Genomic DNA, 12,780 nt, shown 5'->3' on the forward strand with positions numbered 1-12,780 from the left:
AGGGAACCTCCACCATGACCTTACTCCCCGCAACCCCCCCCGCAAACGCTGCCAACCCCGCCTTCCACGCCGTGGTGTCCAAAGGTGAATGGCTTGCCGCTCGCCAGCTGTTGCTGGCCCGTGAAAAAGAACTCACCGCCCATCGGGACCTGGTGAGCGCCGAACGGCGCCGCCTTCCCTGGCTCAGGGTCGACAAGCCCTATGTATTCGACGGCCCCACGGGCAAGGAGACCCTCGCCGGCCTGTTCGAGGGGCGCAGCCAGCTGGTGGTCTATCACTTCATGTTTGGGCCCGGCTGGAAGGAAGGCTGCCCCAGTTGCTCCTTCCTTTCAGACCACATCGACGGCGCCTTGCCGCACCTGGCGGCGCGCGACATCACGCTGGCCGTGGTGTCGCACGCGCCGCAGCCCGACCTTGCCGCCTTCCACCGCCGCATGGGCTGGCGCTTCAAGTGGGTGTCATCCTTCGGCAATGACTTCAACCACGACTATCACGTCTCCTTCACGCCCGAAGAGCTGGCCAGCGGAAAGTTTGACTACAACTACCGCATGAATGAAGTCGAGGGCGGTGGCATGCAGGAGCTGCATGGTGTCAGCGTTTTCTACCAGGACGGCCAGGGCAACATTTTCCATACCTATTCCAGCTACGCCCGCGGCGCAGACATGCTGGTGGGCGCCTACAGCTACATGGACCTCACCCCCAAGGGGCGCGATGAAGGCGGTTTGCCCTTCCCCATGGCATGGGTGCGCCACCATGATAAATATGACGCCAGCACAAACAGCCCTGACACACACAGCGCTGACAAAGCGGTCCATAGCGCCCCGGCCACCCAGTCCGCACCGGCGTGCTGCCATGCCGAGGCCGGCGCTGCATGACGGCTTCGCCCAAAGCCACGCGCCGCGACTGGATAGGGCTGGCCGTCATCGCCCTGCCGTGCCTCCTGTATTCCATGGACCTTACCGTGATGAACCTCGCGGTGCCGCACCTGAGCGCCGACCTCAAGCCTACCGGCGCGCAATTGCTGTGGATGGTCGATATCTACGGCTTCATGATTGCCGGCTCACTCATCACCATGGGCACGCTGGGCGACCGCATCGGCCGGCGCCGGCTGTTGCTGATGGGCGCCGCCGCGTTTGGTGCCGCGTCGGTGCTGGCGGCGTTTTCCACTACAGCTGAAATGCTGATCGCCACGCGTGCGCTGCTGGGTATTGCCGGAGCGACGCTGGCGCCTTCCACGCTTTCGCTGATACGCAACATGTTCCTGGATGCGGGCGAGCGCACCGTGGCCATCGGCGTGTGGATCACCAGCTATTCGGTGGGCGGCGCGATAGGCCCGCTGGTCGGCGGCGTGCTGCTTGAGCATTTCTGGTGGGGCTCCGTGTTCCTGGTCAGCGTGCCGGTGATGGTGCTGCTGCTGGTGTTGGGCCCCATCCTGCTGCCCGAATACCGTGACCCCGGCGCCGGCCGGCTTGACTTGCTGAGCGCGGCGCAGTCGCTGGCGGCCGTGCTGGCCGTCATCTACGGCCTCAAGCGCATTGCAGAAGGCGGCCTGGGCTGGCTGGCCGTTGGCTGCATTCTTGCCGGGCTGGCGATTGGTGCGGCCTTTCTGCACAGGCAACGCACACTGGCCAGTCCGTTGATTGACCTGGCCTTGTTTCGTGTGCCCGCTTTCAGCGCGGCCCTGGCCATCAACACCTTCTGTTTTTTTGGTGCGTTTGGCGCCTTTCTTTTCATCGCGCAGTATCTGCAGCTCGTGATTGGCCTTTCTCCACTGGAAGCGGGCCTGTGGTCGGTGCCGTCGGCGCTGGGTTTTGTGGTGGGCTCGATGCTGGCGCCTGTCATTGCGCGGCGCATCCGTGCCGGGCTGGCCGTCACGGGTGGGCTGGCGCTGGCCTTTGTGGGCTTTGGCGTGCTGACGCAGGTAGGCGGCGCCTCGGGTCTTGCCACACTGGTGATCGGCAGCGTGATTTTTTCATTGGGCCTGGCGCCGGTAGTCACCCTGGGCACCGACCTGATTGTGGGTTCCGCGCCACCGGAGCGTGCCGGCGCCGCCGCGGCTATCTCGGAAACCAGCTCGGAGTTCGGTGGCGCGCTCGGCATCGCCGTGCTGGGCAGCGTCGTGACGGCGGTGTATCGCCATGCGATGGAAGGCAGCGTGTTCAGCGATGTGCCGGCCATGGCGGCGGAGGCTGCACGCAGCACGCTGGGCGGCGCTGTGGCGGTGGCGGCTGAATTACCCGGCACCAGTGGCGCGGCCTTACTCGGCACCTCACGCGATGCGTATGCCCAGGCCTTCCAGGTCACCGCCGGCATCAGCGCTGCACTGGTGCTGGGCACGGCCATCCTCGCCGCTGTCATGCTGCGGCAGACCCGCGCCGGCTCAGCCGCCTGACCAGATACGCAGCAGGTTCGAGAAAATTCTGAGCAAATCGGAGCAAGGGTGATGGGAACCTCAGAACCGCACTTTCAGGAAAGCCGAAGGCCCTTTGAGCTTGACGCGAAAGCGTGCGTTGCTGCTGTCGCGGTGCAGGTCAATGTCGGTCAGGCCGTAGTCCAGCACCACGCCCACATTTTTCAGGGGAAACCATTCCACACCTACCGCGGCGTTGTAGATTTCGCCGCGGACGCTGCCACCGGTTTTTTTCACGCCGGAGGCATCGGCAAACAGCCGCAGGTCGGGTGTGATGGCGTGGCGCAGGCCCACTTCCAGCAGTGGCGCCACGGCGTCGTCGCTGTAGATTTCGTTGATGGCGCCGGTGGTGCCGCCCACCGCGGCCGTGGCACGCAAGTCCAGGTTGGCGCGGTAGTAAGCAGCGCCCGCGCCCAGGCCCAGCACGGTATTGCCCGAGCCCAGCCACCATTTGTAGGCCAGCCTGGCAAAGTCCAGCTTCACGTCAAGGTTGGCGCTGCCCGTGGTGGTGACGGTACCGCTGCCCACATTGGTGTTGCTGACCAGGGAGTCCGAGTAGCCGCGCTTGTACTGGTAGTAGTCCAGCGACAAACCCTGGCTGTCAAACAGCAGCACATCGGCTTTGACGCGCGGCATGGTGACGCTGCTGCGGTTCACGTCGCCCGAGTCCAGCCGCCCGAAGCGGGTGTCCACCGCGGCATTGAAGGTAGGGTCCGCATGAAAGGCGCCGATCGACAGGCTGGCGCGGTCCAGCGCGGGCGAAGGATCCGCCAGCACCGGCAGCGCGGCGAGGCTCAGCGCGGCAAGGGTGGCAACTTTGGCGCCCCGACCGGGGAATGGAGTCAAAAGCATGAAAGGTCCCATGGGAAAGGTCAGCGGCCTGTGTTGGATGCCCGGGTGCCAGGTGGGGAGGGCCACGATGCTCCCGTTCCTGAGCGCTAAATTAATCAACCGGAAATGCCGCTGCTATCCGCCAAATGCGGTTGCCTGTGTAGGACACGGCACATCCACAGGCGCACCCGAAGGGGGCGCATCGTTCATGTGCAGGAGGCCGCCCGCGGCTCCGGCGCCATTTTTCGCCCTGTTTTATAGTAAAAAAAGCCTCGTGCCCAAGGAGAATGTGCGCAAGCAGCTACTGATTTGATAGCATCTCGGCGCGAGGAAACTCTGCAGCGCAAGGTCTGATTGAGGGATTGACCGAACTCAGTGAAAGAACATTGAAAGACATTGAAAGAACATTGGAGAGACCGAAAATGACAAAAGACATGGACAGCCGCAAGCGCTGGTGGGCCCTGACGGTACTGTGCCTGGGCGTGCTGATGATCGTGCTGGACACCACCATCGTGAATGTGGCCCTGCCTTCCATCCGCACCGACCTGGCCTTTACCGAGACCTCGCTGGTCTGGGTGGTCAATGCCTACATGCTCACCTTTGGCGGCTTTTTGCTGCTGGGCGGGCGGCTCGGTGATCTGTATGGCCACCGCCGCCTGTTCCTGGCGGGACTCACGTTGTTCACCGTGGCCTCGCTGGCCTGCGGGTTGGCCAATTCGCAGGTGCTGCTGGTGGTGGCGCGTGCCGTGCAGGGCCTGGGCGGCGCGGTGGTCTCGGCGATATCGCTCTCCCTCATCATGAATCTTTTCACCGAGCCGGCCGAGCGCGCCAAGGCCATGGGTGTGTACGGTTTTGTCTGCGCGGGCGGTGGCAGCATCGGCGTGCTGCTGGGCGGTGTGCTGACCGATTCGCTGAGCTGGCACTGGATCTTCCTGGTCAACCTGCCGATTGGCGCCGCGGTGTTTGCGCTGTGTGTCATGTTGCTGCCCGGCGGCAAGGGCCAGGCCGTCGGCGCAAAGCTGGACGTATGGGGAGCTATCACCGTCACCACTTCGCTGATGCTGGCGGTGTACGGCATCGTCAACGGCAACGAGGCCGGCTGGCTTTCAGGTCAGACACTGGGCCTGCTGGGCGTGGCCGCCGTGTTGATGGCGATCTTCCTGGTCATTGAGTCCAAAGTGAAAACGCCGCTGGTGCCACTGGCCATGTTCCGCCTGCGCAATGTGGCCACCGCCAATGTGGTGGGCGTGCTGTGGGCGGCCGCCATGTTCGCCTGGTTCTTTATCTCGGCGCTGTACATGCAGCTGGTGCTGGGCTACAGCGCCATGCAGGTTGGCCTCGGGTTTTTGCCGGCCAACCTGATCATGGCAGCGTTCTCGCTGGGCCTGTCTGCAAAGATCGTGATGCGCTTTGGCATACGCGCGCCGCTCGCCGCCGGGCTGCTGCTGGCGGCGGTGGGGCTGGCGCTCTTTGCGCGTGCGCCGGTGGGCGGCAGCTTTGTGGCCGATGTGCTGCCCGGCATGCTGCTGCTGGGCCTGGGTGCGGGTGTGGCGTTCAACCCCGTGCTGCTGGCGGCCATGAGCGACGTCGACCCAAGCGAATCGGGCATTGCCTCAGGCGTGGTCAACACCTCCTTCATGATGGGCGGGGCCCTGGGGTTGGCCGTGCTGGCCAGCCTGGCGGCAGCGCGCACCTCATCCCTGGCCGCGGGCGGCGCCGATGCGGTGGCAGCGCTGAATGGCGGATATCAGATGGCGTTTGTGGTGGGCGCGGTGTTTGCGGCGCTGGCCGCTGTACTGGCGGCGGTGCTGCTGCGCACCAGTGCCGCTGCCGGGACCGGCGCCGCAGATGCCGCCACCGCGCAAGCCGGCCACTGACCAGTACCAATAAATGGGTCAAATTGGCCTCCAGGCCAATTAAAACCGGCGCAACTTGCTATCCTTTTGATAGTGGAAGGCGGGCGGTCAATACACGCCGAACAGCGCGCGTATCTCGTCGCCTGCGGTGCGCCCGTGCTTGGTGCTGGTGTATTTGTCGCCCACGTCAGCACACCTCTCCATGATCAGCAGCGTGAACTCCTGAAGCTCGGGTGTGAGCGCGTCGCCCTCGTCCATGGCCCCGGCCAGCTTGGCCAGGTTCACCAGTTGCCTGTCCGAAATGGAGCCGATGGAAAAATCCGATGGCTTGAAATCAGGGGGAAGTGGCATGTTTGTGCACCTGCGGGCGGGTTGCCGGGCGGTTTTGTCGGGGCCTGGCAGAAATTGAACAAAGGAGACGGCTAGGGCGGTTGGCGCGAGCCGGACCTGCCCGAATCACTGGCTTGCTAACTGGCTTTCGTCCTACAGCTTAGTCCAGGCCGGCAACCCTAGCATTTAGTTCTTTCCCTAAGATTCCTGAGATTTCCCAGGAATTCCCATGGACTTCCCAAGAGGCAGCCTGTGACGTTTATGGCGCAATCAGCCCTTTATCAACCTCTGCACCCCGGTTGGGGAGGCACACATGTTTGACCTCCAGGCGTCCTGGTGGGAACTGCCGGTACGCGCCGTGTTGATTTACCTCGCCCTCCTGGCCATGGTGCGCCTGTCCGGGCGGCGTACGGTCGGGCAGTTCACACCCTTTGACCTGCTGGTCGTCATGCTGCTGAGTGAATCGGTTTCCAACGGCCTGAACGGTGGTGAGGAGTCTGTAACCGGAGGACTGCTGGCGGCAGCAACCCTGGTCCTGCTGAACGTGGTGATCGCCTACCTGACCTCGCGCAGTGTGAAGATGCAAGGCCTGGTGGAAGGGCGCGCGGTGCTGATCGGGCGTAAAGGCGAAATATTCCAGGATGTCCTGAAACGGCACCGCGTTCCGCTGTCCGATGTTGAGCAATCCCTGCGTGAGGCAGACTGTGCGCAGGCCGACATGAAGTACGCATGCCTGGAGGCTGACGGAAAAATCAGCATCCTGAAGGAAGCTTCTCCTGAATCTCTGCCCTTGCCGGCGGGTGCACGTGAGAGCTGACGAACTTCCGCGCAGCCGCACCGTCCTGCTGCTGATTGACTTCATCAACCCGCTGGATTTTCCGGAGGCCAAAGACCTGGCCCCGACGGCCGTGGAGGCCGCGCGGGCTACCTCGGCGCTGAAAGCCGCGTTGCGCAAGGCGGGCGTACCGGCCATTTATGCCAATGACAACTACGGCGGCTGGCAGTCGGACTTTCAAAGCCTGGTGGCGCGTTGCGCGGCCGGCAACGGTGCGTCCGCAGAAATGGCAAAGCTGCTGCGCCCGCAAAGCGACGACCTCACCATCCTCAAACCCAGGCACTCGGCTTTCCTCGGCTCACCGCTGGATTTGCTGTTGTCACGCATGCAGGCCCGGGAAATCGTCATCACCGGCCTGGCCACGGACATCTGCGTGCAACTGACCGCCATGGATGGGTTCCTGCGCGAGTACAAGCTGAAGGTGCCGGTCGATTGCACCGCCGCCGAATCGGCGGATTACAAAAAGCAGTCCATCGCTTACATGGAGCGCGTGCTGAAGTGCGATGTGTCGCCGTCGTCTTTTTATGCAGGGCGGATGTGAGGGGGCAGTCCGCTGTCCCGGCTCTCTCAATTTCCTACAAGGCGTGGCTCGGTTTACCTACCTCACCGTTTTCCGGGGCCCGGAAAAATCGCCAGACAGCGTGCTTCCGGGCCGCTGTGGCGAAAGCCCCTTACCTATCCACTATCCACCCATCCACTACAGGCAACACATCAAGGAAACATCATGTCCACAGCGACGAAGAACCCCGCCAAGGCGCCCGTTCACAGAGAAGCAACCGCCATGCTCCGGGCCGACCACAAACTGGTGAGCGACCTCTTTGAGCAGTACGAAAAAAGCCGTTCTACCGACAGGAAGAAGGAGCTGGTAGCGCAGATCTGCAAGGAGCTGACGGTGCACGCCCAGGTTGAGGAGGAAATTTTCTACCCCGCCGTCAAGGCCGCCCTGCAAGACCATGAGCTGATTCCCGAAGCCAACGTGGAGCACGCTACCTTGAAGGATCTGATTGCGCAGGTCGAAGGCCTGGAGCCTGACGGCGAGATGTTTGACGCCAAGATCAAGGTGATGTCCGAATACGTCAAGCACCACGTGAAGGAAGAGCAGAACGAAATCTTCCCCAAGGCCCGCGCCACCAAACTGGATATGACGGAACTGGGCGAGCAGATCACCGCCCGTAAACAGGAACTGATGAGCGCGATGTAACGCATTTCATGGTTTGCTGAAAGCCCGTCGGTGGAAACGCCGGTGGGCTTTTGTGCGTTTGCGATATGACCAACCGCAACTATCATGACGTGCCTCAGCTTTAAAGGGGAGCCTTGTATGACTATCACGGCCAGCTGCCATTGCGGCAAAAATACCTTCCGCATTGAGGGTGACATTCCAGCGCAGCTCACACGCTGCACCTGCTCGTTCTGTGCCAAAAGCGCGCCGCTGCGGGCTTACTACAGGCCCGAGCAGTTCCACGTCACTTCGCCCCCTGACGGCGATGCCATCTACCGCTGGCAAACCAAACAGGTTGCGCACCACTTCTGCGCCGAATGTGGGGTGTACACCTATTCAGACAGCCCCGCCTTCGAGATGGATGGCAGCTGGGACGGCACCACACGCAGCATCGGTGTGAATGCGCGGCTCTTTGACGGCTTTGACGCGGCCGAAGCCCCCGTCACAGTGATCGACGGCAAGAACCTCTGGTAGCTGAATAGAACAGCGGTCACGGGCGTCCGTGCGACGCGCGGTTGACATCGTGTAGTCGTCACCTTAATATAGCCATCAGGCTATATAAACGATTGGCAATTTAAGGCGATTAATGAACCCCGACACCCTCAACATGGCGTTCGCCGCCCTTGCGGACCCGACGCGCCGGGCCATCGTCGCCCGGCTTGCTTCAGGCGAGGCCACCGTCAATGAACTGGCGGCGCCCTTCGACATGACGCAGCCCTCCATTTCGAAACACCTGAAGGTGCTCGAACGGGCCGGCTTGATCTCACGCGGGCGTGCGGCACAAACCAGGCCCTGCCGGCTGGAGGCGGCACCCCTGAAGGAAGTCGCCAGCTGGATGGCGCTGTACCGCAATGTCTGGGAAGACAGCTTTGACAAGCTCGACGCGTTTCTGCAGCCGGACACGTCCGTCCCACCAACTTCCGCAAAAAAAGGAAAGAAAAATGTTCGCAAATAACACCCGGTCAGCCGTGGCTTCCCCGTTCGTGATCGACCGCCTGTTCAGGGCGCCGCGTGAACGCGTATGGAAAGCGTGGAGCGAAGGCGCCAGCATCCAGCAGTGGTGGGGGCCCAAGGGCTGCACCATTGAAATGCTCCGCTTTGAGTTCAGGCCCGGCGGATTTTTCCACTACGCCATGAAGTTCCCGGGCGCGTCCACGATGTGGGGCAGGTTCAACTACCGCGAAATCGATCCGCGTGAACGCATCGTGTGGCTGAACTCCTTCGCCAATGAAAACTGCGGCATTGCGCGCGCACCGTTCAGCGATGCTTGTCCTCTGGAAATTGAAAACACGGTGACCTTCAAAGAGCAAAACGGAAACACCATCGTGTCCCTGCGCGCGCAGCCCTTCGGCGAGGTGGCGGCGGAACGCCAGTACTTTGAAGCGCTGAAGCCGTCGCTCACCGAGGGCTACGGCGGCACCCTCGACCAGCTCGCCGGCCATCTGGATGGTTGAACGGTACGAAGACGCGCGCGGGCCTAGAAGTGCGGCGGCAGTTCGTCGCGCAGGCTGCGGCCTGCCGTCACATCGCCATCGCGTGCCGGGCCGGTTTTCAGCGCCGCCACTTCGCGCACCAGCGCGTCAATTTGCTGCTGCTGGCGCACGATGACCTTGTCGAGCTGGTCCAGCAGGTCTTCGGTAAAGCTGGCCTTGATCTCCAGGGCCGTCAGGCGCTGGTCGGTGTGGGGTGTGTCGTTCGTCGGTTCCATGCCCGTATTGGACATGAAGCTGCACGGAGGGGCGGCTTCAACGCCCCCAGTAGCCTTGGTGGCGATGATTTATGAGTGATTTTGGCCTCCAGCCCTTGTGAAACCGGCGCGAACAGCTATGTAATTGATAGCGGTTTACAGACCGGGCGGGCCGGGGCGGGTTGCCTGAAACCTCGCAGAACCCGTCACCCCCAGGAAAACCCTGTATCGCGAAGGCGGGCCTGTCACCAGCTGCAACTATCGGTTTTAGCCGACATGGCCGGATGGTGTGCGTACTTATAGTGGTCGCAACATGCAGATCCCCACCGAACCCATAGGCAGCATTCCGCGTCCTGCCAGCCTGCTGGACGCCATCAGCGACAGCAATGCCGAATCTCCCGAACTGCAACCCCTGTATGAGGAAGCCATCCGCGACACCATCAGGCGCTTTGAGGCCACCGGGTCTCCGGTCATCACGGATGGCGAGCAGCGCAAGTACCATAACTTCTGGACTTACTGCGTCCATGGCCTGCCCAACACTTCGCCTGACGGATTCCGGATTCCGTTCGCCGCCGGCCATACCCGCCGCATGCTGCGGCTCACCGAAGGGCCTTTTCGCTACAGGCGCTATGCCGACAGCTACCTTGATGTGGCTATGCGCTACAGCAAGGTGCCGGTCAAGCAGGCCGTTATTTCCCCATCCGCCTTGAGCCTGATGTATCCGGACGAGGGCATTGCGGGTTATCCGCGCGGGCAATTCCTGGAAGACCTGCTCCGTGAGCATGAAACCGAGATGCGTCGCTGCCTGGACAAGGGCGCGCACAAGGTGCAGATCGACTTCACGGAAGGCCGGCTCGCCATGAAGATCGATCCTTCGGGCGGCCTGCTCACCAGCTTCATCGACCTGAACAACCTCGCACTCGCGCGCTTTTCCGCAGCGGACCGCCAGCGCATCGGCGTGCACACCTGCCCCGGCGGTGACCGCGACTCCACCCACAGCGCCGATGTGGACTACGAAGAGCTGCTGCCCAGCCTGTTTGAACTCAAGGCCGGCAACTTCTATGTTGCGCTGGCCGGAGAAAAAGAACCCGAACGCGTGCTCAAGATCATCCGCCAGTACCTCAAGGCCGACCAGCGGGTATTCGTCGGCGTGGTGGCGCCCATACGGGCTGAGGTGGAAACGGCCGAAGAGGTCTGCGAACGTGTGCTGCAGGCCGCAAGCTACATACCGCTGGCGCAACTGGGCACCACCGACGACTGCGGTTTTTCCCCTTTTTGTGACGACACCTCCACCAGCCGCGATACCGCGTTCGAGAAGATACGCGCACGCGTCGAAGGCACCGCGCGTGCCGCTGCCCTGCTTGAGAAGAAATAATGCAAGCCCCTCGCGACGACGAAGACAGCCTGCTTCGCTCAGTGGCGATCAAGAACGCCCAGAGCATTCTGGCCGCGCGGCAAAGGGCTGAGGACGCCATGCATGCGGCCAAGGCTGACCTGGAACAAAAAACCGGGGAACTCGCGCTGTCCCTGTCCATGATGCGTGCCACGCTGGAAGCCAGCCGCGACGGCATCCTGGCGACCGACGCCTCGGGCAGGGTCACCGGCTTCAACCAGCAGTATGCGCGGATGTGGCGGCTGGACGAAGAGGTCATGGCTTCGCGCCACCACGCCAAAATCCTGCCGGTGGTGAGCCGCCAATTCGACAATGCGCGCGAGTTCATGGACAGGGTGGACGCCATTTACCGCGAGTCGCCCGCCGAGAGTTTTGACCTGCTCCGTATGCGGGACGGCCGGATTTACGAGCGCACTTCGCAGATCCAGTTTGTCGACGGCCGCAACGTCGGCCGCGTCTGGGTGTTCCGCGACATCACCGAACAACGCCGCGCCGAAGAAAACCTGAAGGAAGAAACACGGGTTCTGGAACTTCTGAACCAGACGGGCATAGCCCTGACGGCCAAGCTCGAGGTGAAGGCCCTGGTGCAGACCGTCACCGATGCGGCCACTGAAATCAGCGGCGCGAAGTTCGGCGCCTTTTTCTGCAACACCCCTGGCGAGGGCGGCAAGGCTTACGTGCTCCATGCCTTGTCCGGTGTGCGGCGTGAAGACTTCGAAAAATTCGTCGACCCGCGCAGCACCGCCTTGTTTGGCCCCACCCTTGCTGGTGCGCCGCCCATCCGCATTGAGGATGTATGGAAGGATCCGCGTTACGGCCAATCGCCGCAGCACCATGGCACGCCGGCCGGGCATCTTCCGGTGCGCAGCTACCTGGCGGTGCCGGTGGCCTCAGGCTCCGGCGAGGTGATAGGGGGGCTGTTTTTGGGGCACCCGGAGGCCGGTGTTTTTAATGAACGTGCAGAAAGGCTGGTCGCCAGCATCGCCGCCCAGGCCGGTGTGGCCATCGACAATGCCCGGCTCTATGAGCGCGCCCAGCAAGCCGCCCAGGAGCGCGAAAAGCTGCTCGAAAACGAGCGCGCCGCGCGCAATGAAGCCGAGCAGATGGTCCGCATGAAAGACGAGTTTCTCGCCATGCTGGCGCATGAGCTGCGCAACCCGCTGGCGCCCTTGCGCAACAGCGTGGAGATACTGCGTCGTGTCGCCGCCAATCCGGCGGGGCTCGAAAAGACCCGCGCCATCATGGACCGCCAGCTGGCCCACATGACGCGCCTGGTCGACGATCTCCTGGACGTCAGCCGCATCAGCCGCGGCAAGCTGGAGCTGCGCCTGGAAAAGACCCGGCTGGCCGACGCCCTGCGCAGCGCGGTGGAAACCAGCCGCCCCGCCCTGGCCGAAAGGCAGCACCAGCTTCGCGTGGCGCTTCCGGACGATGAGGTCACGGTCGACGGCGACCAAGTCCGCCTGTCGCAGGCCTTTACCAACCTGTTGAACAACGCCGCCAAGTACACCCCCGAAGGCGGCGTGGTCGAGCTCAAAACCCAAACCGGCAGCGACGGCGTGACAGTCACCGTCGAAGATACCGGCATCGGCATCCCCGAGCATCTGCGCAGCAGCATCTTTGACATGTTTGTGCAGGGCGAACCCAGCCCCTACACGCCCAAGGCGCAGGGCGGGCTCGGCATCGGTCTGACGCTGGTGAAGAAAATTGTTGAAATGCACGGCGGCAACGTGCGGGTGGAGCCGGGCGCAGAGGGCCGGGGCACCAGATTCACGGTCTGGCTGCCGCGTGTGGCCACGCTGCCGGTGCGTGCCCTGCAACCGGCAGCTTCGGCAAGGCCGTCCTTTCATCCACGCCGTATCCTGGTGGCGGACGACAACACCGACGCCGCTGCAACACTGGCGCAGCTGCTGACCGTGATGGGCCACGAGGTGCGTACCGTCGGTGACGGCGTGGACGCGGTGAATGTGGCCGGCAGCTTCGGGCCGGACCTGGTCATCCTGGACATCGGCATGCCCCGCATGGATGGTTATGAGGCCTGCCGGCAGATCAGGAAGCTCGAGGGCCAAGCCGCGCAAGCCACGATAGTCGCCCTGACCGGTTGGGGCCAGTCGGATGACAAACAAAGAGCCGCTGACGCAGGTTTTAACCAGCACCTCACCAAACCCGTTGATCCACAGCAACTCGAAGACCTCATCGGAAGCGGCGACTGACCCCAG

General features: G+C 62.9%; 14 protein-coding genes. 11 read left to right on the top strand and 3 right to left on the bottom strand.

Going from position 1 to position 12,780, the window contains the following annotated elements; translation table 11 throughout:
• Positions 1–14: 14 nt before the first annotated feature.
• Positions 15–875 carry a DUF899 domain-containing protein gene (locus ACQ4MS_RS14805; protein WP_431095387.1) on the top strand — a complete coding sequence of 287 codons (861 nt, stop codon included), beginning with the start codon at positions 15–17 and terminating at the stop codon, positions 873–875.
• Positions 872–2,392, top strand: coding sequence for an MFS transporter (locus tag ACQ4MS_RS14810; RefSeq protein WP_431095388.1), 1,521 nt, complete (start codon positions 872–874; stop codon positions 2,390–2,392). The genes ACQ4MS_RS14805 and ACQ4MS_RS14810 overlap by 4 nt, the downstream gene beginning before the upstream one ends.
• 60 nt (positions 2,393–2,452) lie before the next feature.
• Here ACQ4MS_RS14810 and ACQ4MS_RS14815 read toward each other — a convergent pair whose 3' ends face one another.
• Positions 2,453–3,262: a hypothetical protein gene (locus tag ACQ4MS_RS14815; protein WP_431095389.1), complete on the bottom strand. Its 810-nt coding sequence runs from the start codon at positions 3,260–3,262 to the stop codon at positions 2,453–2,455.
• A 401-nt stretch (positions 3,263–3,663) separates the two neighbouring features.
• On the opposite strand from ACQ4MS_RS14815, the gene ACQ4MS_RS14820 reads away from it, so the two are divergent.
• On the top strand, positions 3,664–5,118 hold the full coding sequence (locus ACQ4MS_RS14820) for a DHA2 family efflux MFS transporter permease subunit (protein WP_431095390.1): 1,455 nt from the start codon (positions 3,664–3,666) through the stop codon (positions 5,116–5,118).
• An 87-nt stretch (positions 5,119–5,205) separates the two neighbouring features.
• Here the strand turns inward: ACQ4MS_RS14820 and ACQ4MS_RS14825 are convergent, their stop codons facing one another.
• Complete coding sequence (locus tag ACQ4MS_RS14825; RefSeq protein ID WP_431095391.1) at positions 5,206–5,448, bottom strand: hypothetical protein; 243 nt, start codon at positions 5,446–5,448, stop codon at positions 5,206–5,208.
• Between the two features lie 292 nt (positions 5,449–5,740).
• Between ACQ4MS_RS14825 and ACQ4MS_RS14830 the strand changes: the two genes are divergently transcribed.
• The 6 genes from ACQ4MS_RS14830 to ACQ4MS_RS14855 all read left to right on the top strand — a co-directional run bounded on the left by ACQ4MS_RS14830 (position 5,741) and on the right by ACQ4MS_RS14855 (position 8,935).
• The gene (locus tag ACQ4MS_RS14830; protein WP_431095392.1) at positions 5,741–6,244 is read left to right on the top strand and encodes a DUF421 domain-containing protein; all 504 of its coding nucleotides are present in this window, start codon (positions 5,741–5,743) and stop codon (positions 6,242–6,244) included.
• Positions 6,234–6,803: a cysteine hydrolase family protein gene (locus ACQ4MS_RS14835; RefSeq protein ID WP_431095393.1), complete on the top strand. Its 570-nt coding sequence runs from the start codon at positions 6,234–6,236 to the stop codon at positions 6,801–6,803. The genes ACQ4MS_RS14830 and ACQ4MS_RS14835 overlap by 11 nt, the downstream gene beginning before the upstream one ends.
• Before the next feature lie 183 nt (positions 6,804–6,986).
• The gene (locus tag ACQ4MS_RS14840; protein WP_431095394.1) at positions 6,987–7,463 is read left to right on the top strand and encodes a hemerythrin domain-containing protein; all 477 of its coding nucleotides are present in this window, start codon (positions 6,987–6,989) and stop codon (positions 7,461–7,463) included.
• Between the two features lie 117 nt (positions 7,464–7,580).
• Positions 7,581–7,955, top strand: coding sequence for a GFA family protein (locus ACQ4MS_RS14845; RefSeq protein ID WP_431095395.1), 375 nt, complete (start codon positions 7,581–7,583; stop codon positions 7,953–7,955).
• 112 nt (positions 7,956–8,067) lie between these two features.
• Entirely contained in the window at positions 8,068–8,436 is a 369-nt protein-coding gene (locus ACQ4MS_RS14850; protein WP_431095397.1) for an ArsR/SmtB family transcription factor, read from the top strand.
• A complete protein-coding gene (locus ACQ4MS_RS14855) occupies positions 8,423–8,935 on the top strand; it encodes an SRPBCC family protein (RefSeq protein ID WP_431095398.1) in 513 nt (170 codons plus the stop codon). Before ACQ4MS_RS14850 ends, ACQ4MS_RS14855 begins: the two co-directional genes overlap by 14 nt.
• 23 nt (positions 8,936–8,958) lie before the next feature.
• Here the strand turns inward: ACQ4MS_RS14855 and ACQ4MS_RS14860 are convergent, their stop codons facing one another.
• Positions 8,959–9,189 carry a SlyX family protein gene (locus tag ACQ4MS_RS14860; protein WP_431095400.1) on the bottom strand — a complete coding sequence of 77 codons (231 nt, stop codon included), beginning with the start codon at positions 9,187–9,189 and terminating at the stop codon, positions 8,959–8,961.
• 292 nt (positions 9,190–9,481) lie between these two features.
• Here ACQ4MS_RS14860 and ACQ4MS_RS14865 point away from each other — a divergent pair, with 292 nt between their 5' ends.
• Together ACQ4MS_RS14865 and ACQ4MS_RS14870 are read left to right on the top strand one after the other, a co-directional pair.
• The gene (locus ACQ4MS_RS14865) at positions 9,482–10,543 is read left to right on the top strand and encodes a 5-methyltetrahydropteroyltriglutamate--homocysteine methyltransferase (protein ID WP_431095402.1); all 1,062 of its coding nucleotides are present in this window, start codon (positions 9,482–9,484) and stop codon (positions 10,541–10,543) included.
• Complete coding sequence (locus ACQ4MS_RS14870; protein WP_431095403.1) at positions 10,543–12,774, top strand: ATP-binding protein; 2,232 nt, start codon at positions 10,543–10,545, stop codon at positions 12,772–12,774. The genes ACQ4MS_RS14865 and ACQ4MS_RS14870 overlap by 1 nt, the downstream gene beginning before the upstream one ends.
• The last annotated feature ends 6 nt before the right edge of the window (positions 12,775–12,780 follow it).

The organism is Polaromonas aquatica (assembly GCF_050626995.1).
Classification (GTDB): Bacteria; Pseudomonadota; Gammaproteobacteria; order Burkholderiales; family Burkholderiaceae_C; genus Polaromonas; species Polaromonas aquatica_A.